20 protein-coding genes are annotated in these 25,055 nt (G+C 48.8%); 10 read left to right on the top strand and 10 right to left on the bottom strand.

Annotated features, from left to right (window positions below; all coding sequences use genetic code 11):
• Positions 1-23 precede the first annotated feature (23 nt).
• The 7 genes from MKY82_RS25745 (at position 24) to MKY82_RS25715 (ending at position 11,113) form a co-directional block, all read left to right on the top strand.
• Positions 24-3,131, top strand: coding sequence for a glycoside hydrolase family 2 TIM barrel-domain containing protein (locus MKY82_RS25745; protein ID WP_339294676.1), 3,108 nt, complete (start codon positions 24-26; stop codon positions 3,129-3,131).
• Between the two features lie 322 nt (positions 3,132-3,453).
• Positions 3,454-6,243 carry a hypothetical protein gene (locus MKY82_RS25740; RefSeq protein ID WP_339294675.1) on the top strand — a complete coding sequence of 930 codons (2,790 nt, stop codon included), beginning with the start codon at positions 3,454-3,456 and terminating at the stop codon, positions 6,241-6,243.
• Positions 6,244-6,305: 62 nt separating this feature from the next.
• Positions 6,306-8,594: a dockerin type I domain-containing protein gene (locus MKY82_RS25735; protein ID WP_339294674.1), complete on the top strand. Its 2,289-nt coding sequence runs from the start codon at positions 6,306-6,308 to the stop codon at positions 8,592-8,594.
• Positions 8,595-8,897: 303 nt separating this feature from the next.
• Positions 8,898-9,281, top strand: coding sequence for a GntR family transcriptional regulator (locus MKY82_RS25730; protein WP_071223391.1), 384 nt, complete (start codon positions 8,898-8,900; stop codon positions 9,279-9,281).
• Positions 9,278-10,144, top strand: a complete 867-nt coding sequence (locus MKY82_RS25725) for an ABC transporter ATP-binding protein (protein ID WP_339294673.1) — start codon at positions 9,278-9,280, stop codon at positions 10,142-10,144. Before MKY82_RS25730 ends, MKY82_RS25725 begins: the two co-directional genes overlap by 4 nt.
• On the top strand, positions 10,137-10,763 hold the full coding sequence (locus MKY82_RS25720; protein ID WP_194544110.1) for an ABC-2 transporter permease: 627 nt from the start codon (positions 10,137-10,139) through the stop codon (positions 10,761-10,763). The genes MKY82_RS25725 and MKY82_RS25720 overlap by 8 nt, the downstream gene beginning before the upstream one ends.
• Positions 10,764-10,819: 56 nt before the next feature.
• Positions 10,820-11,113 carry a YfzA family protein gene (locus MKY82_RS25715; protein WP_339294672.1) on the top strand — a complete coding sequence of 98 codons (294 nt, stop codon included), beginning with the start codon at positions 10,820-10,822 and terminating at the stop codon, positions 11,111-11,113.
• A gap of 10 nt (positions 11,114-11,123) precedes the next feature.
• On the opposite strand, the gene MKY82_RS25710 is transcribed toward MKY82_RS25715, so the two are convergent.
• Genes MKY82_RS25710 through MKY82_RS25695 form a run of 4 tightly spaced genes read right to left on the bottom strand, consistent with a single transcriptional unit; the run spans position 11,124 to position 15,083 of the window.
• Complete coding sequence (locus MKY82_RS25710) at positions 11,124-11,924, bottom strand: ABC transporter ATP-binding protein (RefSeq protein WP_194544108.1); 801 nt, start codon at positions 11,922-11,924, stop codon at positions 11,124-11,126.
• A complete protein-coding gene (locus tag MKY82_RS25705; RefSeq protein ID WP_194544107.1) occupies positions 11,924-12,955 on the bottom strand; it encodes an iron chelate uptake ABC transporter family permease subunit in 1,032 nt (343 codons plus the stop codon). The genes MKY82_RS25710 and MKY82_RS25705 overlap by 1 nt, the downstream gene beginning before the upstream one ends.
• Positions 12,952-13,992 carry an iron ABC transporter permease gene (locus MKY82_RS25700; protein WP_194544106.1) on the bottom strand — a complete coding sequence of 347 codons (1,041 nt, stop codon included), beginning with the start codon at positions 13,990-13,992 and terminating at the stop codon, positions 12,952-12,954. Before MKY82_RS25700 ends, MKY82_RS25705 begins: the two co-directional genes overlap by 4 nt.
• On the bottom strand, positions 13,989-15,083 hold the full coding sequence (locus MKY82_RS25695; RefSeq protein ID WP_339294671.1) for an iron-siderophore ABC transporter substrate-binding protein: 1,095 nt from the start codon (positions 15,081-15,083) through the stop codon (positions 13,989-13,991). Before MKY82_RS25695 ends, MKY82_RS25700 begins: the two co-directional genes overlap by 4 nt.
• A gap of 399 nt (positions 15,084-15,482) precedes the next feature.
• On the opposite strand from MKY82_RS25695, the gene MKY82_RS25690 reads away from it, so the two are divergent.
• The 3 genes from MKY82_RS25690 to MKY82_RS25680 all read left to right on the top strand — a co-directional run bounded on the left by MKY82_RS25690 (position 15,483) and on the right by MKY82_RS25680 (position 17,339).
• Complete coding sequence (locus tag MKY82_RS25690; RefSeq protein WP_071223352.1) at positions 15,483-15,914, top strand: DnaJ family domain-containing protein; 432 nt, start codon at positions 15,483-15,485, stop codon at positions 15,912-15,914.
• A gap of 267 nt (positions 15,915-16,181) precedes the next feature.
• Complete coding sequence (locus MKY82_RS25685; protein ID WP_339294670.1) at positions 16,182-16,823, top strand: TetR/AcrR family transcriptional regulator; 642 nt, start codon at positions 16,182-16,184, stop codon at positions 16,821-16,823.
• Positions 16,824-16,829: 6 nt separating this feature from the next.
• Positions 16,830-17,339, top strand: a complete 510-nt coding sequence (locus MKY82_RS25680; protein ID WP_220684187.1) for a DUF4188 domain-containing protein — start codon at positions 16,830-16,832, stop codon at positions 17,337-17,339.
• Positions 17,340-17,368: 29 nt separating this feature from the next.
• Here the strand turns inward: MKY82_RS25680 and MKY82_RS25675 are convergent, their stop codons facing one another.
• The 6 genes from MKY82_RS25675 to MKY82_RS25650 all read right to left on the bottom strand — a co-directional run bounded on the left by MKY82_RS25675 (position 17,369) and on the right by MKY82_RS25650 (position 25,048).
• Complete coding sequence (locus MKY82_RS25675) at positions 17,369-18,889, bottom strand: ABC transporter substrate-binding protein (protein ID WP_339294669.1); 1,521 nt, start codon at positions 18,887-18,889, stop codon at positions 17,369-17,371.
• Positions 18,890-18,919: 30 nt separating this feature from the next.
• Positions 18,920-19,681, bottom strand: a complete 762-nt coding sequence (locus MKY82_RS25670) for a response regulator (protein WP_194544101.1) — start codon at positions 19,679-19,681, stop codon at positions 18,920-18,922.
• Positions 19,656-21,419 carry a histidine kinase gene (locus tag MKY82_RS25665; RefSeq protein WP_339294668.1) on the bottom strand — a complete coding sequence of 588 codons (1,764 nt, stop codon included), beginning with the start codon at positions 21,417-21,419 and terminating at the stop codon, positions 19,656-19,658. Before MKY82_RS25665 ends, MKY82_RS25670 begins: the two co-directional genes overlap by 26 nt.
• Positions 21,420-21,566: 147 nt before the next feature.
• Positions 21,567-23,063, bottom strand: a complete 1,497-nt coding sequence (locus MKY82_RS25660) for an ABC transporter substrate-binding protein (protein ID WP_194544099.1) — start codon at positions 23,061-23,063, stop codon at positions 21,567-21,569.
• Positions 23,064-23,152: 89 nt separating this feature from the next.
• Entirely contained in the window at positions 23,153-24,082 is a 930-nt protein-coding gene (locus tag MKY82_RS25655) for a carbohydrate ABC transporter permease (RefSeq protein WP_339294667.1), read from the bottom strand.
• A 12-nt stretch (positions 24,083-24,094) separates the two neighbouring features.
• Entirely contained in the window at positions 24,095-25,048 is a 954-nt protein-coding gene (locus MKY82_RS25650; RefSeq protein WP_194544097.1) for an ABC transporter permease subunit, read from the bottom strand.
• Positions 25,049-25,055: the final 7 nt, after the last annotated feature.

Genomic DNA, 25,055 nt, shown 5'->3' with positions numbered 1-25,055 from the left:
AGTTGAAATATGGAGGAAAACAGATGAAACAGCAGATTGAACGAGGAGTCGCGCCAAGTCTTGCATGGTTGTCTGATCCCAGTGTATTTGCGGTAGGCAGGATGCCCGCGCACTCCGATCATCGGTATTACGAATCGATGCTGGAAGCCGAACAGCTTGGAGAGATGCCTTGGCGCCGCAGTCTGAATGGGAGCTGGAAGTTTAGTTACGCCCGTAATGCCAAAGAACGCCAAGCGGATTTTTATAAAACGGAAGAATCCTGCAGAGGATGGGATGATATTGAGGTTCCCGGACATATCCAGCTTCAGGGTTATGGGCGGCCGCAGTACGTGAACACGATGTATCCATGGGACGGTCAGGAGTTTCTTAGACCCCCGATGATCTCAAAGGACCACAATCCCGTGGGCAGCTATGTGAAGTTTTTCAACGTTCCTGCCGGCTGGCAGCAGCGTCCGCTGTATATCTCTTTTCAGGGTGTTGAATCGGCTTTCTATGTATGGCTGAACGGGGAGTTTGTCGGTTACAGCGAAGACAGCTTTACGCCGAGCGATTTTGACCTTACGCCGTACTTGACGGAAGGCGAGAATAAGCTGGCTGTCGAGGTCTATCAACGCAGCACCGGAAGCTGGCTGGAGGATCAGGATTTTTGGCGCTTTTCCGGTATTTTTCGCGATGTGTATCTGTACACGGTACCTGACGTTCATGTGCAGGATCTGCATGTTCAAACCGATTTGGATGAAACGTATGAACGTGGAACGCTGAAGGTTACCATGCAACTGAGGGGAAAGCCGGCTTCGAAAGTAGTCCTAGAGCTCAAGGATGCAGCAGGAAATCCAGTGGTCCGGGGGGAGACCCATGCTTCCGGGGAAACGGCGTCGATTGCGTTAGCTGCAGGTAAGGTCAAGCGGTGGAGCGCAGAAGAGCCTAATTTATATACATTGTACGTATCCGTCTATGACGCATCCGGAAACCTTGTGGAGGTCGTGCCGCAAAAGATAGGTTTTCGCAAATTCGAGATGATTGATAAGGTGATGCATTTAAACGGCAAGCGAATTGTGTTCAAAGGCGTCAACCGGCACGAATTCAATTCCCGCCGCGGACGCAGCATTACGAAAGAGGATATGCTGTGGGATATCAAGACATTAAAGCAGGCGAATATCAACGCCGTACGGACGTCGCATTATCCGAATCAGACGATGTGGTACGAGCTGTGTGATGAGTACGGTGTGTACGTCATCGACGAGATGAATCTGGAGACGCATGGTTCATGGCAGAAAATGGGAGCCGTTGAGCCGTCCTGGAACATACCGGGCAGCAGGCTGGAATGGCAGGATATCGTGTTGGACCGTGCCATTTCCATGATCGAGAGGGACAAGAATCACCCATCGATTTTGATCTGGTCTTGCGGCAATGAGTCTTACGCCGGAGAAGTCATTCGGAACGTTGCGAACTTGTTCCGGGAGAGGGACCCTAGCCGGCTGGTCCATTACGAAGGAGTGTTCCATAACCGGGAATATGACGATGCGAGCGATATGGAGAGCCGCATGTATGCAAAACCGGCGGATATTGAGCAGTATCTGCAAAACGATCCTTCCAAGCCCTATATTAGCTGCGAGTACATGCATGCCATGGGCAATTCCGTCGGCGGATTGCATAAATACACGGAGCTGGAGCAGAAATATCCGATGTATCAAGGCGGCTTCATCTGGGACTTCATGGATCAGGTCATCGTGAAACATGATCGTTACGGCAAGCCTTTTATGGCTTATGGAGGGGACTTTGATGATCGTTCAACCGATTACAACTTCTCCGGCAACGGCATCGTTTATGCGAATCGGACATGGTCCCCCAAAATGCAGGAAGTGAAGTTCCTGTATCAGAACGTCAAGCTGACCCCGGATCGTTATGGCGTCACGATCAGAAATGAGAACTTGTTCGCTTCGTTGGATGCTTATGATGTTATATATTGCCTGAATAATGAAGGCAGGAAAATCTACAGCGGAGCGGTATGCACCCAGGTTGGACCCGGTGAAGAGCGATATGTAAAGCTGGAACTGCCTGAGGAAGGGCTTCCGATTGGTGAGTATGCGTTAGACGTTTCACTCGTGCTCAAGAAGGATTCGTTGTGGGCGAAAGCCGGTTATGAAATGGCTTTTGGACAGTTTGTTTTCCGAGAGGAGAACCCGTTGGCTGTTGATAAGTCTAGCACTACTCAAGTGAGGGAACGCCTGCAACCAGGTTCAGATGTTTCGCATGATACGGCTGCTAATGATTTTCGTGTAGTTGAAGGGGATGTAAACATCGGCGTTCATGGGCGTGATTTCTCCGTCATGTTCTCGAAGCAGGCAGGGACCCTCATATCCGTCAAGTATGCGGGACGGGAGATGATCTCTTCGCCACCGGTGCCGCTCTTCTGGAGAGCGATGACGGATAACGATAAAGGGGCTGGACTGCAGTTTGATTCCGCGCTTTGGTATGCTGCTAGCCTGACTCGGAGAACGTTAAGCTGCGAGCTTACGGAGGACTCGGATCACGCGACCGTGACCTATATGTATAAACTGAGCGTGTCCGAGGAAGTAAGGGTGCGCGTATCTTATACGGTGTTCACCGATGGCAGCATTCAAGTGAAGTCGGGGTACCAAGGTGCACCGGGATTGCCGAGGCTGCCGATCTTTGCTCTTACCTTCAAGGTGCCGGCGGACTACGACAACCTGGATTGGTATGCGAACGGGCCGGAAGAGAATTATATCGACCGTGCATTTGGAGCTAAATTGTGTCGCTTCCGGAATCGTGCGGCGGATAATGTTTCAGCATACTTGGTACCGCAGGAATCGGGCAATCGTACAGGCGTGCGGGAGGTATCCATAACCAGCGATCAAGGTCATGGCATCACGATGGAGGCACCATCGGCAGCACCGGTAGAAGCCAATATATCGCCGTATACCGCATTTGAGCTGGAGAACGCGACGCATCATTATGAGCTGCCGAACGTTCACCATACCGTTGTTACCATTGCCGGGCGGCAAATGGGGGTTGGGGGTGACGACAGCTGGGGGGCTCCGGTTCATGAGGAGTATCAAATCGATCCTTCGATGGACATGTCCTTTGAATTTACGATTCGCAGAGCTTAATGCGAGTTTCGATAACCGTTGCCACAATATTGCCGAAATCCTTATTTAAGGATTTCGGTTTTTTTGATTTCTCCACTTCATTTGTATTTTCCACCACTCTGAATCCTCCGTACCTGAGGGATGTTTAAGGATTCATCAAATCTACTTGGAGAAAATCAAAATCTCTGAAAATGAGACATTTACGGAACCCTTGAGTATTTTTACAATGATGAGCAAGTACGAAATGGAGTCCATACTTGTTTCGTCCTGTAGGTTAATTGAGGGGAGGGGCAATCGTTTGTTCCAAACGCTAGGCTAAACCATATTCGAAAGGGGAAATTTGATGAAATTAAATATCGTGCCGTTCAAAACCCAGTTGATCATACTTACGATAACCCTATTAGGATTGTCTTCGCTGCAACCAGTGCCTGTAGAAGCTCAATCGTCAATCAACAAACAATTCGGGGACCCTGTTTCCGTGGGAGCTCCTATTCAGCAGATTGCCATTTTTGAAAGCGCTTATGGTCAAGAGGATGGTCGTGACGTCATGTATACCACGGTGAATGGAAAGCCGGCCATGTTAAACGTTATTGACCTCGTGGACAACAAATTGCTCCGGACGATCCCGCTTCCGGATGCCGACAGCTCCTGGGCTAAGACCATTGCTCCAGACGGAACGCTATATATAGCAGGTCAATCCAAAGTTTACCGATATTCGCCCCAGACCAAAGAACTTGATGATTTGGGACCCGCGATTCCAGGCGAAACCTCTATCTGGGGATTAGTCACGGATGAGCAAGGGAATGTATACGGCGGGACGTATCCCAACGCCAAGGTGTTTAAATTCGATCCCAAAACGAATTCGTTCACGAATTACGGAACCATGGTAGAAGGCCAAGGGTATGTTCGTTCTATTGCCTATGCGGATGGTATCGTTTATGCAGGTATCGGCACGGTAGGCCATATCGTCAAGTTCGACCCGGTTACCGGGGACAAGACAGAACTGCCGATTCGGGACGTACCGGGCGTAAGCAGTCTCCCGTTTGTGTATGGCCTGGATGCCAGGGGGGATTACCTTTTCGCTTACTTAAACGGCAATGGAACAACCGCATTGATTATATACGATATGGCGAGGGGCGTCTGGCTGGATGAGGTATACAGCGGATACGGCGGCCTTGATGTGTCGCCCGAACGCGAAGGAAAAGTGTATTTCGTCCAAAATCGGAAAGTTCAAGCTTTTGATATGACGACGCGGCAGGTCACGGATACGGGGATTGCTTATGGAACTGGTTTCCGCTCTACCGGCTGGGTCCGTTTTCCGGATGATCCGGAGCTTCCCGGCGAGACCTTAGTGACGATCCAATTCGGAGGGAAGGCGGCACTGTTCAACTTCGAGTCCGGCATTCATAAGACGCTGCCTGCGGTTGCCGAAGGGCAACCTACGCTTATTCAGGCTCTGGAGAAAGGACCGGGCGGCAAAATCTATACAAGCGGCATGACCTCCGCATTGGGAGGCGTGTTCGATCCCGTTACGCGCACCCATTCGACGTATCCGATGGGTCAAGCCGAAAGCATCGGCTCGCTTGGGAATGACGTATACTTTGGCATTTATCCCAAAGCGGAGATTCGCAAGCTGGATACAACGCTTCCCGTTCAAACGGATCCGAACAAGCCGGACCTCAATCCGGAATCCTTATTCTACATGGAGGAAGACCAAGATCGTCCTTATGTCCAGACTACGGGCGGAGGCAAAATCTTCTTTGGGACCATACCGTATTACGGAGAATTGGGCGGAGCGCTCGTTGCGTACGACCCGGCCTCCGAAACGTTTGATGTTCATCGCCATGTCGTTCGGAACCAGAGCATCGTGGGATTGGCTTATCGGGACGGCAAGATTTACGGCTCGACCAGCATAAGAGGTGGTCTGGGCATCGATCCAACCGAGTCGGAAGCAAAAATGTTTGTGTGGGATGCCGTTAGCGGCGAAAAGCTTAGCGAATTCACGCCTGATATTCCGGGCGCCGTTAAATCCCCGATCATGATCAGCGGGCTGACCTTCGATCAAGACGGACTCCTCTGGGCAGCAGCAGACGGCATTCTGTTTGCGGTGGACCCTGCCACGCAGGAGGTCGTTAAAAGCAAGGTCATTTATCCGGGTGTCACGGACTACGGGATGTGGAGGCCGATCCACCTCAGATGGGGGAACGATGGCCTGCTCTATACCGACCTCTACGGTCAGTTGACAATCTTGAATCCCGACACGATGGAGCATAAAGAACTGGGAATCAAATCGGCACTCTTTACCTTGGGGGATGACGGAAACATCTATTATGCGCAAGAAACACGGATGTACATGATTCCCGTATCCGATGCGGAAGAAGAGGATACCCAGGCCCCAACGACAGAACCTGCGACCAATCCGGAGAAGCCTGATGGAAAGGATGGATGGTTCGTTAGCCCTGTAACGGTTACGCTGTCGGCCTATGATGAAGGAGCCGGGATTGAATCCACTTTATACTCCTGGGATGAAGGAGCAAGCTGGACCAGCTACGATGGTTCGCCATTGCATGTGCAGGAGGATGGACGTCACGTGCTTACTTATCGATCCATTGACAAAGCTGGCAACGAGGAGGCACCGCGTAAGCTCCAGTTGCATGTGGACCGCGAGGGACCCGTAATCCGCTGGAAATCGGACATACCCGAAGAAATCAGCACTGCAGATGATTTGAAGCTGGATTTCGAACTTCAGGACGAATGGTCGGGTATGGATACGGACGGAACCGTCATCACGCTGGACGGAGAGCGGGTAGACCATCCATCAGCCCTCCCGTTATTCAGACTCCCTCTGGGCGAGCACACGCTTACGATACGGGCAGCCGATTTGGCAGGCAATGAATCCGTTCAAGAGATGAATTTCCACATCGTCACTAGTTTCGAGAGTCTGGAAAAGCTTGTGTATCGATTCGCTGAACAGGGATGGATCGATAATCCTGGTATTGCGAACAGCCTTGCTGCGAAGGCCACAAAAGGGAATATCACAGCATTTATCAATCAAGTCCACGCCCAAACGGGGAAGCATATTTCATCTGAAGCAGCAGCCTATTTGATTCGGGATGCATCGGCACTTCAGTAACATCGATCAAGTTAGGGTTATACGGTTGAAATATCTTCTATTGAAAAGGTAGGTGCGGAAATTTGAAGCGTATAAAAGTGAAGATGGGCTTAATGGTTATGCTTTCCTGTGCTTGTATGACAACCAACCTCCCGGCAAAACCCATGAATGCACAAGCATGGCAGGACGCCGGTCTCACGAACCCCGCAGGTCTCTCGAATCCCATACGGTTGGAGGATAAAGTGTATGGACAGCCGGAACGATTGGCCCAACCCATTCGGGGAATCAGCATCTATGACGGGGCCGTCGGGGAACAGGATGGCAGAAAGGTTATGTTTACAACGGTAAAAGGCTCTCCTGCCCAGTTCAATGTCGTAGACATGGCCACGAATAAGGTAATCCATACATCGATCTTGCAGGGCGGGGGCGGAGATGCCTGGCACCATGAAGTCACACCGGACGGAAAGCATGTGTATGTGACATCACACAGAACGCTCTGGCTGTATTCAACCGAGACCAAAGAGATAAACCTTGTACACGACTTCGTTGACGAAGGTCCGTGGTCACTTGTTACCGATAGCAAAGGTAATGCCTATATCGGTACTTATCCCGGCGGTAAGGTATTTAAATACGATCTCGGTCTGGGGACCGTTACGGAAGATTACGGGAGAATGCTAGGAAACCAGCCGCAAGAATACGTAAGATCCATCGCACTGGATGAAGCAGGAGGACATATTTATGCCGGTACGGCGCACGGTCAAATCATCAAACTGGATTTAGCGACCGGAAGCAAAACGAATATAGCGCAGCCGTTGATGGATCAACAGGAAACCGGCTTTGTGTACGATATGAATCTGGTTGACAACCGCTATATATTCGCCCGATATTCCGAATCCAAAAATATGTATGTCTATGATCTCGAGTCTTCCAGCTGGCTGAACGTTGAGTTATCCAATGTGACCGGTCTGCATGTTACGGACTCTTATGAAAGCAAAGTCTACTTCATTGCGGACAACACGTTAAAATATTACAACGTGGCAACGGGTGAGATCGGCTCCACCGGCATGGCCTATGGCAGCGGGCTTAGAGGTGCCGATTGGGTCGAAATCGATTTGCATGAGAATCCGGATCTGATCGGCATGAATCTGGTTACCATGCAATTTGGCGGGGGAATCGTTTATTTCAACGTTACGCAGAACAAGATGACGGCTACGCGTCCGGTCGTTGAAGGGACGCCGCTGAATATTCACGTTATTGAAAAAGGCTCGGATAACCAGTTGTTTATGAGCACATTGGGCGCAGGTACAGGGGCTGTCTATGATCCGGACCAGAATCAGGTGACTTCGATTTCCCTGGGTCAGGCCGACAGCATGGTGTATCATGACAATGCCATGTATATGGGAGTGTATCCCAAAGCCTATGTTCATAAATATGACCAAACCAGAGCGCCGGGTAACGGCAATCCCTCCCAATTCCTGCAGGTGGACCCTGAGGCCCATCAGGATCGTTTAATCGAAGCGACATCCGGCGGCGGACGTATCTATTTCGGGAGTGTATCCGCATATGGGGTTAATGGAGGAGCCGTAACGATCATTGATCCAAGCGCATATGCCGAGAACAAGACAGGCGTGAAGGTCATACGAAACGTTGTTCAAGATCAAAGTGTGGTAGGTCTTGCTTATAAAGACGGTATAATCTTCGGTTCAACGAATATTAACAACGGCCTCGGAAGCAACCCGACGGCAGAGGAAGCCAAAATGTTTACCATGAATGCCTTGACTGGAGAGAAATTAGCGGAATGGTCACCACAGATCGAAGGCATAGATAAACCTGAATTTATCGGCCGACTGACAGTAGGACCCCATGATGGGCTGATTTGGGGAGCCGTTAACGGTACCATTTTCGCGATGGACCCGGATCATAAGGAAATTGTGAAGAGCAAGCAGGTTCACACGGGATCGTTCAATTACGGTGCATGGTCTTCCGTTCCGCTGAAATGGGATGCCGACGGTATACTGTACGCGCTCTTCGGCTCCAAGCTCATTGCGATTGATCCGGTTACCCTGGAGTATCGAGAGGTAACAAGTGCTTATAGCTTTACGATAGGCGATGACGGATATCTGTATTATTCGGACGGCACGGACCGCACCTACTTGTCCCGAATCCATATTGGAACGAAAGTAACGATCCCCGAAGACGTGGATGGAAACGGAACCGTAGATCATCATGATATCAGGCTGGTAGCAAGGCATATAGGAAAAGAACCGGTAGGCGATTTGCAGAAGCTGGACGTGAACCAGGATGGAAAAATAAATGCAGAAGATGTTAGAAGAGTTACAGCAAAAATGAATGAGGACCGAAAACAAAAGTAACCGATCAAAATTTTTTCGTAATACTACGATCCCCAATGTCATCCCTAGTGTTAATACAGTTTAAACTTAAAGCAGCCGCTCCTGGCACAAGGGGCGGCTGCTTTAGTCATATTCCCATAATGGCCCTGTCGGAGATATAAGCATATATCCCCATACGAAGTAGCGTAACCCGCGGCCTTTTTATGTTAACAATCGTAGAGGACGAGAATCACTGCCCAGATGGATGAATTGACACAAGAGGGTATAGTGTATATATTATATATATACGGTATGCACTTAATTAACAGCAGTGAGGTGAACGGCATAAAAATCATATTATCCAACGCATCGAACGATCCGATTTACATACAGATTATGAACCAGATTAGACAGAGTATCCTGAGTGGAGAATTGCGCGCAGGCGACAGTCTCCCTTCTATAAGGCAGCTTGCTAAGGATTTGCAGGTTAGTGTTATTACGACTAAGCGTGCCTATGAAGAATTGGAGAACGAAAAGCTAATCGACTCGGTCGTAGGCAAGGGTTGCTTCGTATCAGGGGCAAATAAAGATTTTATCAGGGAGCAGCGCATGAAGCGATTAGAAGAGAAAATGATCCATATCATTCGAGAAAGCAAGGAATTAAACATGAGTCAACAAGATGTAATCGATCATCTGACTTTACTGTTCGAGGAGGAACAAACACCATGAATGCAATCGAATTTCGAAATTTAACGAAAACATACCCTCTTTTCAAAGTCGATCATGTATCTCTGGATGTGAAACAAGGCTACATTACCGGACTCATTGGTCCGAATGGTGTTGGTAAAAGCACCTTAATCAAGATGATGCTCGGCATGGTACGTCCCGATTCCGGCAGTGTAAAAATACTCGGTCTGGATATGCCTCAACATGAAGTCGACATTAAACAGCGCATCGGCATCGTCTCGGATGATTGCTTCTATTATGAGCATCTTACGATTCGTGATACGAAGAGAATGATCGCACCTTTTTACAGCCATTGGAATGAAAAGAAATTTAACCGCTACCTCGAACAATTCGAATTGTCCCCTAAGAAGAAGGTTGAAGATTTATCTAAGGGAATGAAGATTAAACTCGCCCTTGCCGTTGCCTTATCCCATGAGGCTGAGCTCCTGGTCATGGATGAGCCGACTTCGGGACTTGATCCTGTGTTCAGGAGGGAAATGCTCGATCTGCTTGCAGATATGATGCAGGACGAAAAAAACACGATTATCTTCTCGACGCATATTACGACGGATTTGGACCGTATTGCCGACTACATTACTTTCGTCAATGACGGAAAACTTGTATTCAATGAAGCGAAAGATGATGTGCTTGAGAGATACGCGATCGTGAAGGGCGATATGCAACTGATTGATTCCGATATTCGAAAGGAATTTATCGGGATTCGTGAGACGACGCTTGGTTTTGAGGGCTTGGTAGATAATCGACGCAAGGCCGCGCAGCTGTTTAGCCATAATGCTATTTTAGAAAAACCAACCTTAGAAGACATCATGTATTTCACTGCCAAGGGAGGAAGAGTTCATGCTTAATTTGCTTCGTAAAGATTTCATCGCTTTAAAAAGCTCACTGTGGACGATTCTTCTCTATCTCGCTGTATTCAGCATCGCTTTTATACCAAAAAGTGAAATGTCTATCTATTTTGTAGGAATCTATACGGCTTTCGGCTCCATTATTCTAGCTACGATGATCGATATCAAAAACCATAACCATAAATTTCTGGTCACGCTGCCGATTAGCCGCAAACATATTGTGCTGGCCAAATACATAACAGCCATCGTGTATACACTGTTTGGAGTCATTGCTTCTTACGGGATTCACCGGATCATTGATCTTTCGTTCCCCCAGCTTGACAAGCCAGACTATACAGTGATGTCCTTATTGGTTTCCGTAGGAATGCTGCTTGTTCTCATCTCTATCTATATGCCTCTTTTTTACGCACTTAGCAAAAAAGGAGCCGGAATTATCAATGCCGTATTCATGATCTCCTTAATTGTCCTGGCACAACCTGCAGCGGTGCTGATGAATATGGTGAGCGAGAAAGGCCTCATTAACGATCAAACATTACTTCTGATTCTAATCGGTATCGTCGTTGTATTCATTGCTTCCTATTTCTTAACGATAAGCCTATTTAAGAGGAAAGACTTATAAGAGTCCCCGCGGATGCATGATGAAGTAATAAATGATAAAAAAGGAGAGCGCATCCATTGAAAGATACACAACATAAAGCTGCTTCTTCCCGGATAAAAAGCTGGATGTATTTCTTAGGGGGACTTATTGTATTACAAATACTGTTTATCGCGTTTGATAATGCCTTGTGGACCCCATTCAAAGTGAAAGAAGGGTCATTATTTGCCGATTTTTCTGAATCAAAGTTATTTACGGAATGGTTCACACCTTATAAAACCCAAGAACATAACTTATTCACTGCCATTTTTGCCGTTACATTACTCCCGGCAGCTTTAATAGGTGCAGTAAAAGACCGTGTTTCTAGAAAATGAATCCACTACATCATAGAACATGATATCGTCCTTTGGGTATCACATGGGGTGAGCCTGACACGGGGTCCTCGATTACCGAGCAATCAAGCCCGAATATGTCTTTGATCATGGTGCTCGTAATGACTTGCGAGGGCGCCCCCTCAGCCACAAGCAATCCGTTATGAAGCGCAAAGATATGATCCGCATAACGAGCGGACAGGTTGATATCGTGGAGAACCATGACAATCGTCGTTCCATATTTTCGGTTTAAGTCTGTGAGCAAGTCAAGAATTTCGATCTGATAAGTAATATCTAGAAAGGTTGTAGGTTCATCGAGCAATAAAATGTCGGTTTGCTGTGCCAGTGCCATAGCGATCCAGACGCGCTGTCTTTGACCGCCTGACAGTTCGTCTATGTTATGATTGGCCAGCTCCGTGATATTCATAATTTCCATCGCTTCGGAAACGGCTTCCTCATCCTTTTTGCTCCATCCGCTAAACCATGACTGGTGCGGAAACCTTCCGCGTCCCACCAAGTCCGCGACGGAGATCCCCTCAGGAACAATGGGAGACTGCGGCAGCAGACCCAATACACGAGCCAGCTCTTTCGGCGGTATATGGCCGATAGGCTTTCCGTCCAGCGTAACTTGACCAGATGTAGGCTTGATCAGCCTTGCCATTGTTTTCAGAAGCGTAGATTTTCCACATCCGTTGGCTCCAATAATAACGCTGATCTTATGACTCGGAATGACAAGACTAATGTCGTGAATGATGGTTTTATTATCGTATCCCGCTACCGTATGCTCAGCTTTAAAAATATGCGTAGGTTTCATTATAAATTTCCCTTTCGATTCATTCGGATCAGCAAGAAAATCAAATAAGGCGCTCCGAGGATTCCGGTTATGATGCCCACAGGAAATCGGACCTCAAAAGCAAACTGTCCGACCAGGTCGGCAGCCATAACCAGATTTACGCCAACAAGCCCCGCCGGGATGGCGTTCGAAAACCCGACGCCAACCAATCGCTTGGCGATCGGTCCTGAGAGAAAAGCGACAAAAGCGATGGGGCCTGTCGTAGCGGTAGCGATCGCGATCATGCAGACGGAGCTTAAGATAAGCACCATTCGGGTCAGGTCCGTATTCACGCCGAGAGAAGCGGCGGATTGTTCTCCCAGTTCCAGTACACTTAGATGTTTTCCCAGCATGACAATGATAGGCGTACCAATCAGAACCGATATCACCAGAGCCGGAAGCTCATGCATTTGGGAGCCATTAAGGCTGCCGCTTAGCCATCTGAATGCTGTCGGAATGTCTTGCTCCGCGCCGACCAAGAGAAGATAGGAGATAACTGCGTTCAGCATGGCCTGCATGCCGATACCGACCAAAATTAATCGCCCGACGGAAAATGGCTTTGCCCGAGACAACAGATAAATGATGGTTACTGTAGCCAGACCTGCGACCACCGAAGCGATGGAAACAACAGCATTGCTTGTATGAAGAATGATAATGCAAAAAACAGCCGCTGCGCTCGAACCGGACGTAATTCCGATGACATTTGGGTTCGCAAGAGGATTGCGCAGCATGGTCTGGAAGGTGTTGCCGGCCAGGCCAAAAGCAAATCCCGCAAAAAGACCGGCCAGCATTCTCGGCAAGCGTATCGTATTCAAAGCAAAAGATACCCCTTTGATATTCTCACCCGAAAGCGCCCGGACGACATCCTGAATGGGATAAATGGTACTGCCAAGTAAAAGCATGGCGCAGCAGAGCGCGCAGGCAAGCAACGCAAGGAAGGTGGTAACAAGGATCCATCGACGGCGTCTTTGACGCCTGCCTGCCATAATAAACGCAACAGTTTTATTTTTCATAATGAACGCACTTTCGCTTTCATAGCTAATATGATCAGGATCGGTGCCCCGATAAAGGCTGTGACGACGCCGACTTCAAGTTCTCCGGGGCTGCCGACCAGCCTGCCGATGACATCGGATATCGTTAATATGACAGCTCCCGAAATGGCAGACATCGGTATAATATAACGCAAGTCGGAGCCAAGAAGAAGACGGATGACATGCGTTGACAAAAGTCCGATAAAACCGATGGGCCCTGCCAGCGCCGTAGTTGCTCCGCATAAAAGAACCCCGGCAAAAGCCGCGACAAGCCGTAGTACTCCTGTACGAACGCCCAGTCCGGTCGCGACCTCGTCTCCAAGCGCCAACGCATTCAATGCCGAAGCCGAAATAATGCCTAACAGCATGCCGACCACCAGAAACGGTGCGAACGTAGCCATATCGCTCCAGTTCGCTGAACCCACGCTGCCCACTTGCCAGAATCTGAATTGATCCATGACGTAGGAGCGTGGAATCATGATGGCGCTAACCAACGAAGAGAGGGCAGCACTTGTGGCGGCTCCAGCCAAAACAAGCTTAAGGGGCGTAGCACCGCCACGCCCCATGGAACCGATTCCGAATACAAACACTGCGGTAATGGTCGCTCCGGCTAAGGCTAGCCAGATATATTGATTAGCGGTGCTAATATTCAAGAACGCAATTCCGCAAACCACAAACAATGCTGCGCCGGTGTTGACGCCCAGAATGCTCGGGTCTGCAATCGGGTTGCGGGTGACGGCTTGCATAAGCGCCCCGGAAACGCCAAGTGCTGCACCGCAAAACAAACTGAAAATCGTTCGAGGAATCCTTTTTCGAACCACGTTTGCTCCGTAGGAATCGATGTCCGGGTGAAATAATCCGTCCATCAATTCATGAAATCGGATGGGCCGGGAGCCTAAGGTGAAAGATGCGAGCACGCTAATACCGAGCAAAACCAAACATATCACCAGAACCGTGCTGAAATTCCTCGGAATGCGGGAGTTTAGGGTTTTGTTTTCTGAAATGGATGAACTATTCATTTAATTTTGCTAATAGCTCCTCCAAGTAAATCCAGGTACTCATCGATGGTATATGAGATGGCAAGAGGGTTCGGATTTCCGGCTGCCGCCAGCGGCGTGCCGTTGCCAATAAATACGACGGAGCCTCTTTGAATAGCCGGAATCTTGCCAAGCAGGGAGTCTGCTTTCACAGATTCATATAAAGTCTCATCGCCATACCCGACCAAAATATCCGCATCGTTAAGGACATCAGCGTTCTCCGCGCTTATATTCAGCGAGTAGCTGGTAGTGTCGGTAATCTGATTCGTAACACTTTCAGGATATTCCATCCCGAGCTCCATCAGAAAAGAACCGCGAGGATCAGCAGGGGTGTAGATGTGCAATTTGGACATGTCTTTAGCCGAGAAATTGACCCAAACCACTCTCTTGCCACGCATCTCAGGATGCTCGCTTGCTTTTTCCTTGACCAGGTTCTCCGTATCCTTAATGAGCTGTTCGCCTTCCGCTTTCATGCCCATGCCGGTTGCATTTAACATGACTTGTTCCCGCCAAGTGGTGAGCCAAGGAGTCGTCGGGTACGCTACAACCGGAGCGATCTTGGTTAGAATATCGTAATCTTCCTGCGTGATTCCGGAGTAGGCTGCCAGAATGACATCCGGGTCGGCATCGGAAATAGCCTCGAAGTCAAGGCCGTCCGTATCCTGAAAAACATTAGGCTCACTTACGCCAAGCTCCTTGAGCTTCTCAGCCGTCCAAGGCAATAATCCGCTGTCGTCCTGAACGCCGTAATTCGCCGCAGAAAAGCCTACTGGAACAACCCCAAGAGCAAGAGCCACATCATGATTGGCCCATTGAATCGTAGCTACACGTTCAGGCTTGCTTTTAATGACGGTTTCGCCAAAAGCGTGCTTGATTACGATCGGATATGCAGCATCGGTCTCTTGGGAAGCAGGTGTTTCCGTTTTAGGCGTTTCCGTGCTGGTCGAAGCCTTTTCAGTCGCAGCCGGTTCAGACGTCGAGCTTGATTGCTGGGTTGAACAGCCGACTAGCAAAACCAACATCACTGCCGAAATAAATAATGCTCTTAATGAAATTTCTCGCTTTTTAACCATGGGTTTATCCTTCCTTCTAATAAAATATTTTTTGGGGAATTTCTTGAATGTTGGAACTGCCTCAAGGAAATGAACTTATTTTGAGCTTGGGGGATTGGCAGCAGGCAAAGAGGTTTATGTATTGTGCTTGGGTAACAAACAATTGGTACAAAACAGTACATGAAAATGATAATCATTATCATATATTGGCGTTGGTGGCTTGTCAATGAAAAATTCTCAATCATACGTTGTAGTATTTAATCCCTGACCCATCCAAAATGATCTGCGGTATACGCTGAAACGAACTGTTAATTTTAGAAATGGTATGTTATATTTTGGATAATTTAAGGGGATAGATCTTCGGCATTCCATCGAAGGACAGAATGTATTTCCCTGATATGTAAGACGGAGGTGACCAAAATGGAACGGAATGATGATCCAAAAAATTCAGCTCTTGCTTCTGAAGAAGATCATAGCGAAGAAAAGGAACGACGCCCTATGTCGACCAGCAGCGGGCTTCTGGAATCGGCCATTGACAAATTTGCCAGAGAAGGCGGCTTTGACGATTCGCCGTTGAAGGGAAAGCCGATTAAGATCGAAGACGGGGATGTTCTAACCGGGATTATGAAGAACGCGAATTACCAGCCAGCATGGGTCGAGCTGAGAAAAGAAATCGCTGCCGACATCAAGCGGCTCTTGGAGCGTCCGGAGTCGACTGCGATTCCAGAGACAGAGTTAGAGGCCATTAATCAAAAGATTATAAAGTACAACCGAATGGTTCCGAATCCACAGCTGCAAAAAGGCCTCCTGTCCGAAGTCAATTTGCACGCAGCCTACGATAAATGGGAGTAGCTAATTACCTCAAATGTGCTCCCCGTGACAATTTAAGAGATTACTCGAAAAAAACGGCGAAGAGACTCTAAGCTATCAGCTTCAGGGTCTCTTTGGGATATTGTTTCTTCAGTTATTTTTATCCGGGCCTTGAAAGTATGCCGTACCCCTGCATCAGTGTCGCTGATGTTAGGGGTGTTTTGTTTGTCTGTTTGGCGGTATTGACAAATTAAATTAACTCAAGTAAATTTATTTACATGAGTTAATTTGATGGAGGAGGCAATCACGATGGACCCGGATATCTCATTAAGGGAGTTAAAGAAAGCCAAGAACAAAATCGCATTGTATGAAGCGGGAATATCCCTGATGAGGGATCGGATGTTCAGCCAGGTCATGGTGGAGGACATCTGCAAGCGCGCAGAAATATCCAAGGTTACTTTTTTTAAATTCTATCAACGTAAAGAGGATCTGCTGATTTATTTTATGCGGGTATGGCTGAGCCAGCGAATTATCGAGATCGACGCAGAAGGGAAGAAAGGGTTTCAGGCTTTTCGGCATCTGTTGTCCCAAGTAGCTCAGGAGCATCACGTAAGACCAGGCATGATGCCGAGCCTGATCTCCTTTCTTGCGGAGCAGAACATGCAGCCCTGCATGCCGGAGCTTAGCCCTGCGGAAGTCTCGCTGCTTTTTCCCCGTCACGAGGAAGCGGGAAGCCAATCGCCTAACATGTATGCGTTGTTCCAGCAGTTCATGAAGGAAGAAGAGCAAGTCGGAAGACTGAACAAAGCGCTTACCTTGGAGCAAGCCGTGCAGATCTGTTTCACCATTTTTTATGGCGCGTTTCTGACGGCTCAATTGTACAATTCAACGGATATTAGCCGCTTTTATGAAACGCATCTGGGTCTGCTTGAAGTAAAGGAAGGGGAGTGAGCAAGCATGGGTAAAGTGATTCCAGGTCGATATACCGCACACATGGACGGTTCCTTTGTTGTATTCGTGATCGGGTTTCGGATTAACAAATGGTGGGCGGTGCATAAGTGGCTGCCTGTCATGAACGCCATGTCCCCGATGCTTCAGGAGCTGTACCGGAACAAGGAGGAGCTCGGGTTCATGGACGGTACCTATCATTTTTCAGGGCGGGGACTTACACTCATTCAATATTGGAGGAGCTTTGAACATCTGGAGCATTATGCCCGTCACGGAGCCAATCACCTGAAGGCATGGCGGGATTTCAACCGCAAAGTTGGAACGGGAGGGGACGTAGGGATTTTCCACGAAACCTATCTTGTCCAGGAAGGGCAGCATGAATGCCTGTACAACAACATGCCGAGGTTCGGTTTGGCCAAAGCCGGAGCCCACGTCCCCGCGACGGGGCGCAGGGAAACGGCAAGCCGGCGGCTTGGCCGCGAGGGAGAACCCGCTGTGCCCACACCTCCAAATCCGTAGTCCAGAATAACAATGGCTGCTGCCAGCACTCATCTCATTTCCCGCCAAGCATCCAGCTGCTTCTGCACTTCCTGCCGTACGTCGTCTATGCCTGCCTGCTTCAGCTCCTCGTTAAACTTGGGGAGGATTGTATCCACATCGACGGAGCCTGTCATGAGGCTCGGATAATATTTATGCCAGACCATCTCGATGTTATCGGTTTGGGCGGTCATCTTGGATAGATCGGGCGTAAAGCCGAGCACGGTGGACTTGACGACGCCAGCGTTGTACTTGCGGAATTGATCCCACTTGTCGAGGGGATCCGGGTTATCACCGCCCATGGTTTTCAGGATAAACCAATTCCCCTGCGTGTATTGTACACCTGAATAGCGGCTTGCAGGCGCATCCGGGAGCGGGTTGCCATGGCTGTCCTTGTCCGTATTTGGAACGACTTGCCCCTGTTCATCCAGCGTGTAGTGCACGCCTTCAATTCCATAGTTGAATAAGTTTCGTATTTCGGGGTCCGTATTGAGTAAATTCAAAAATTTAATACACTCTACGGGATGCTTGGTGTTGGCATTCACGGCCATGATGCCTCCCCGAACGGATTCCGTCGTGACGGTGCTTGGGGTTACGGGATGGGCTACAATCTTGTAGCCGCGATCCTTACTCCAAGTCGTCTCCGAGAGCGGACCGCCGCCTGAAGACTTCCAGAACACTTTGGCCCCGCGTTTAAGTCCTCCGGGCTCTCGCAGCGCGGCATCCTCATTAATGAAGCCCTCCTTGTAGTAACGCCGCAGCGTATCCAGCACCTGCCGCGCTTCCCTGGTTTCGAAGATATTCACCACCTGAGCGCCCGGGTCCAGTGATTTGATCATCAAGGGCAATTTATGGTTCATAATATATTCGTATCCATGGAGTGTGAAGAAATTGTGGGAATCCCGATCCAATTCCATGGGGATGTAGGCCGGCTCTTCCCGATGAATCATCCGAAGCAGCGGCTCAAGCGATTCCAGCGTATTGTATTTGGGAATGTCGATATTATATTTATTCACGATGGAAGCGGGGTACATCCAGTGATCAAGCACGGCTAACTCTTTATTGGTCGGCACACCGTAAATGCTGCCATCGTTCATCCGTACCCCCTGCCAAAACGTTGGGTCAATGGCATCGTACATTTCCTTGCCCAGGCCGGCAAGGTAGTCATCCAGCTTCAGCCAGGCGCCGCGCATAGCGGTAGTTGCATACTCAGGTGCAAAGGCAATATCAAACGGGCTGCCGGCGGATATGAGTGTGTTCAGCCGATCCTCATACTCCTGCCAGCTTACCTTGACATAGGTGATCGTCACACCGATTTTACGAGCCATGATTTCATTGATTTTATCATTGACGAGCTGCAGATCCTTGTCGGGCTCTCCGATCGTATAATAAATCAGATTTACCGTGTCCCCATCATAGGTTTCGCTGTTGTATCCGGGCTGCCGGAAGCAGCCGGTTGTATAGGATGTCAGCAGCATTATGAGACTGATGATCATGAAGATGCGTTTGGGCCTTGGATGCTTTAACATCATCGATATCCTCCTCTTTTCCCGCGTTCGCTGTTACCCTTTTCCCCGCAGTTCAGAAGGAGATTTTCGGAAAAAGCTGTGAAAATGCGTATAGAAATAGTTGAGATTGTTGTAGCCGACGGAAAAGGCGATGTAGGAAATCTTCTCATCTGTTGATTGAATTCGTTCTTGTGCAAGAAGCATTCGGTAAGCCATGAGGTATTCGGAAAACTTCATGTTGGTTTCCTTAAGAAACAATTGTCCAAGGTAGGTGCTGTTCATCTGGAAACGCTCCGCTACGGATTTCAACGTGATATTCTGAGCATACTCTGTTCTGATCATCAGCAGGATGCGGTTGACCAGCTTGGATAAGCTGTCGTAGCTTACACCAAGCACCGGATCCTGGTTCAAGCTTTCGCCGTTCCTGTTACCTATCGAACCGCCCAGATCCTCGACGATGATCTTCTCAATCACTTGCTGCAGCTTGGTGCGTTCCACAGGCTTGAGCAGATAGTCTTTGACGCCACACCGAATGGCTTCCTGGGCATATGTAAATTCACTATAGCCGCTCATAATGATATATTTCGTAGGAATTTGAAATTCGTTCAGCCTGCGGATTGCTTCATATCCAAGCTCCTTGCCAATGCAAACATCGAATATGGCGACATCCGGCAGCAGGTCGACCACCTTGGACATGGCTTCCTCCGTGGATTCGCAGGTTTCGATCCGGCCAAATCCGTATTGCTTCCAATCCAGGATTCGCTTCATTCCCTCCAAAATCTGAGGTTCGTCATCCACAATCATCAGTTTGTACATGTTCAATCACCTCTTTTGAAATCCGCACGGATATGCTGACTCCAGCTTCCTCATTATTCGCAATCTCGATCGAAAAGCCGCTCCCGTAGAAAAAGTGAAGGCGCGTATATACGTTGCGCAGCCCGATACTATGGGAAGAAGGTTCATCAAGATTAGACATTGTGCTTCGGACGTTACGTAAACGCTCCGGAGAAATACCGCGCCCATTGTCCACAAATTCCAGTACGTAACCATCTTCGGCTTCATAGCCGTTAACGACATACAAATTAAACTCATGATTCGCGTTAAAGCCATGGATGAAAAAATTCTCAGCCAAAGGCTGCATCCAAAATTTCACGGTAGGGATGTGCAGCAGCGCCGGCTCTACATTCACTTGATAATAAAAACGCGCGGGATACTTAAACTCCATAATCTCCAAGTACTTCTGCAGCAATTCCAGTTCGCTCGCAATCGAAATGATATTTTCCTTTTTGACGATTTCACGATAGAGCGTCCCCAGCGTTGCAATGGCGTCAGCGGTGTCCCTGTCCTGATTGACAAGAGCAGTGGAGCGGATCACCTCCAATGTATTGTATAAAAAATGAGGGTTGATTTGATGTTGAAGCGCTTTCATTTCAGTTTCCTGCTGTTTGATCTTTAGCAGATATTCATTGCGGATATGCTTATCCAGCTGCTGAATCATATCGTCCAATTCCCGGGCGATCATGCCGTATTCATTTCGACGGTAACGGGCAGGGCGGTTAGGCGTGAAGTTGGCCATCTTCACACGTCCAATCGATTGAATGATGCGGCGCAGGAAGAGGGCATCATCCCGCATATTGTATGCAATGAGCAGAAGCACGCTGACCATGGCCGTCAATATGATCATAAAGATGGTGATCAGCATCCCGGCATGCTGACGGATGAGCATGGATAAATCGATGATGCTGACGAATTTGAAATTAAACTTGGTGGATGGAAAGGAGACAAAAAAGATATGCTTCAAAACTCCTTTAGAAATAATGCCGTGACTGCGTCCTTTCGCCGCGGCTAGTCGGGATAACTCCTCCAGATCCCGGTCCTGTTCGTTCCCGATCAGATATATTTCACCGGAAGGGCTGACTGCAGCAGCATTACCCAATCGGAAGCTTTGAACGGATTTAAAGATCTGTTCACTGCTGACCAAGAAGCGCAGCTCACCGAATTCCTGGGAACCTGACGTTGGATCCGACAGTTTCTTGCGATATACGAACCCCTTCATCAGGGTATCGCGAAAAGTTTCATCTGTATTCGGAAGCCCGAAGGTAAAGCTTGCAATTCCGTTATCATTAAAACGGACGACATTGCCATGCTTATCGGTATGCGTGCTTATCTGCGTGATTTCGCCCTGCGCCCAGCTGTACAGATAGGTCTTCACATCCTCCGGAAAAGAAACCAGCGGCTGCGAGAATTGGCTGTTCTGCAGCCTGCGGGTTAAGTATCCCTCAGCGCTGCTGCTTAAAAAGCTGCGAGCATCATCCATCAGAGCGGGATTGGAATACATTCGCTGCATGTAAGCCTCGATGCGGTCGGCATCATACTGCAGCTCATTCTCTACACGCGAGAAGGCATTAGCCGCCTCGATGCGGGCATTGCCAACCCATTGATTCAGCAGCATGGCACAGGTCAGCGTACCAAGCGTAAGTCCGATGGCCACGACGAAGATGACATAGGCAATAAACTTGTGACGATAAATTTTGATTTGCAAAAAAGAGCCCATACGACACCTCGATTGCAGCAGGTCGTTGAAACAGATGTTGCTATATCTCAATTTAACACGATTTACGCAAAGCTTCATAGATCGTATGGAAAAAGCATCCCTTACGAGAGCCTCATTAAGGGATGCGCCTGATTGTAATCTGTAATCTTACTTGAAGTAATTGTTGATTTGCTCTTGGGCAGCTTGCATAATCGTGTCCATGCCGGCTGACTTTAATTCAGCCGTAATCTTCGGCACCATGGTTTCCGGATCGGATGCGCCCGTGATCAGCTCATATTTGTATTTATCCCATACGGCTTGGCAGTTCGCTACTTCGGTCTGAAGATCGGTGATGTCCAGCGCAAAGCCCAGGACGGTGGAAGAGGTCGCTGCATCGTTCAGCTTTTTAACCTGCTCCCACTGATCTTCAGGGGCGCCCTTGGTCACCGCCAAATTGAAGAATGTGCCTTGCGTGTAGGCAGCCAGCGGCCAAGTATCGGATGTACGCTCAATCACCTTTTCGCCATCGACGTTGTTGTAGTCGACGCCTAACTCGCCGAATGCCAGCATATTGCGAAGTTTAGGATCGGTATTCACTAATTCAAGGTATTTCAATGCTTCCTTCTTATACTTGGAATTCGCTGAAATCGCGTTTAGCGAGCCTTGGATCGTACTGGTGGTATAGATCGGTCCATAATGCTGAACCATATTATATTTTTCAATGGCGTCATTGATTTGCCAGCTGACCTCGGCTCCCGGGAATGCCTGGGCTGCAAAGAACGGTCTGCCTTTGTCGTTCTCCGTCTTTGTCGGAGCATCCGGGTTGATGATGCCATCCTGATACCACTGATGCAGGAGCTTCAGATTGGCCATGACATCCGGCTGCTCGAGAACAGAGACCACCGTGCGTGCTGCATCGTCCGCTTTTACGCCGATGGGAGGGAAGCCCAGCGTTAAATCGTCATAGTCGTTAAAGAAGCCGTTCAAGCCTTCGCCTTGCGTCATTGGCAGCGGATAGAAGCTTTTGCCTTCACCGGCCTTCATGTCACGAAGCGGCTTATCCAGATCCTGCAATGTTTTGATATTGTTGATGTCGATATTGTACTTTTGCACATACTTGTCATCGAATACCCAGTACTGCGTCAGCGCGGAATCCTTGTACGTCGGAACGGAATAATATTTGCCGCCGATCTTGGTGCCTTCCCATACCTTTTCGGGAATCAATTTGTACAAGTCCGGCGTTTCGCTCTGAACCAGATCCGTAATATCGGCAAACGCGCCCATTGTCACTTGCTTGCTGTATTTACCGCTGTTCGTGAACATGATGTCGAAGGGCTCGCCGGTATTCACGATGGTGTTCATTTTGGTGTCCCATTCGCCCCAGCTGGCTACCTTGATGTCGACCTTCACGCCAATCTTCTCGGCCGTATAGGCATTCATGGCATCCACCGCTTTGCTGAAATTGTTCGGCACTTGGCCGCCGATGGTCCACCAGGTTAACGTCGGAATATCCTTGCTTGTCGTTTCGGAGTCTTTGGATGTGTCCGGCGTCGCTTGGGATCCGTCTGTTGTGGAAGCAGGCTTCGAGCCGCCGCAGGCTGCCAAAGCGGTCAACATTAGTGTCAGCACGCACAGCGTAGAGATGAACTTTAATGCTCTTTTCATTTCATTTCCCCCTTTTTGAAGTTAAATTAACTGAGTGTTGTATAGCGGATATTTATCATAAACCAAGCTTGTCTTGGTTTATTTCGTCATTAGCCCTTCACGGCGCCGACCGTCAATCCGGAAATAAAATACTTCTGGAAGAAAGGGTAGGCGAATGCTACAGGCAGCACGATGAGAATGGCGACCGCCATGCGGGCGGATTCCTTCGGCATCGTTGCGACGAGCATGGCGTAGCTAACGCCCATACTCGCTGCATTCTTGGCGAGTGCATCGACATTGCTCATTAAGCTGTTGAGCAGCGCTTGCAGGGAATACAGGTTCTGGTTGTCGATATACAGCATCGATTGAAACCAGTCGTTCCAGTAAGCAAAGCAGAGAAACAATCCGATGGTGGCGATGACGGGCAGCGAGATCGGCATAATGATCGAGAAGAAAATTCGCAGCTGGCTCGCGCCGTCGATTTCGGCTGATTCGATCAGCCCGTCGGGAATCGTGCTTTTAAAAAAGGTTTTACATATGATGACGTTGAACGATGAAACGGCGAGCGGGAGAATAAGCGCCCAAATGCTGTCTTTCAGTCCCAGTAAATTCGTGTTAATGAAGTAGCTGGATACCAAGCCGCCGTTGAATACCATCGGGATGAATACCACCCAGGTGAGAAAACCCCTTAGCTTGTAGTTGGGGCGAGAGAGAACGTAACCCATGGAAGCGGTCAGCAATACGCCGAGCACGGTACCGACCACGGTAACGAGGGCGGATACACCGAGGGCCCGCAGAATCATCGTTCCCTGCCTGATGATGTAAACGTAAGCCTCGGCTGACAAAGCAACCGGCAGCAGATGATATCCGGTCTCACGGATGGACTCCTCACTGGAGAAGGAGATGGACAGAACAACGATTACAGGTATGACGCAGAGCAGGGCCAGCATAATAAATACCAGGTTGAAGAACAGGTTGACGGCTTTGTTTGTACGGTTAAACTTCTCAAGGCCCGTCTCGTAATTGGTTTTTGGTGTCATCGTCTTGCCTCCTTACATCATCGCGCTATCGGGATCGATTCGACGAACAATCCAGTTAGCGACCAGAATCGTAGCGCATCCCAGAACAGACTGTACGAATGCGGCTGCGGATGCCATCCCTACGGTGGCGGTTTTCAGTTGTTTATACACCATGACATCGATGGTGGTCGCCACGTTGAACAGTGAATTGGAGTCTCGCGTGACCTGATAGAACAAACCGAAATCGGTGTAAAATATGCGCCCTACGGCCAGGATGAACATCATGACGATCACCAGCTTGAGCATGGGCAATGTTATGAATCTCGTCTGCTGCCAAATCGAAGCGCCATCAATAACAGCTGCTTCATAATAGGTGCTGTCGATGCTTGTGATGGTTGCCAAATAAATGACCATACCATAGCCCAGGCCCTTCCAGACATTTAAGAGAATCAAGAAGAATGGCCAATATTGCGGCTCCATATACCAGTTAATAGGATCGCTGCCCATACTGACGAGCATTTGATTGACAATTCCTTTGTCGAAGCTTAAGAATGCCCAGCCTACCGCAGATACGACCACCCAGGATAGGAAATAGGGGAGGAACATCATCGTCTGATAGACTTTGCTGGCTTTGCGGCTGTGGAGGAGGCCGATCATGATCGCGAATAGGACGGGCAGAACGATCCCCAGCACAATAAACACAATGTTGTATCCGATCGTGTTTCGAATGATGATCCAGGCGTCATTCGACTTGAATAGGAACTCGAAGTTTTTGAGGCCGATCCAAGGACTGTTAAACACATTGCTCAAAAATCCGCCGCTAATCCTGAAATTTTTAAAGGCGATAATGATCCCGAACATCGGCAAGAAACTAAACAGGATGTACCAAATCGTGGTCGGCAGCGCCAAGAGGGTTAGCTCCGTATCCTGCTTGTGCCAGCGTATTCGTAAGCGCTTTCGTTTTTTGGGTTCGGCTTGTGAGCTCATGTCTGTC

This window comes from Paenibacillus sp. FSL W7-1279 (assembly GCF_037969845.1).
Lineage (GTDB): Bacteria > Bacillota > Bacilli > Paenibacillales > Paenibacillaceae > Paenibacillus_AQ.
This window is presented reverse-complemented; position numbering and strand designations above follow the sequence as displayed.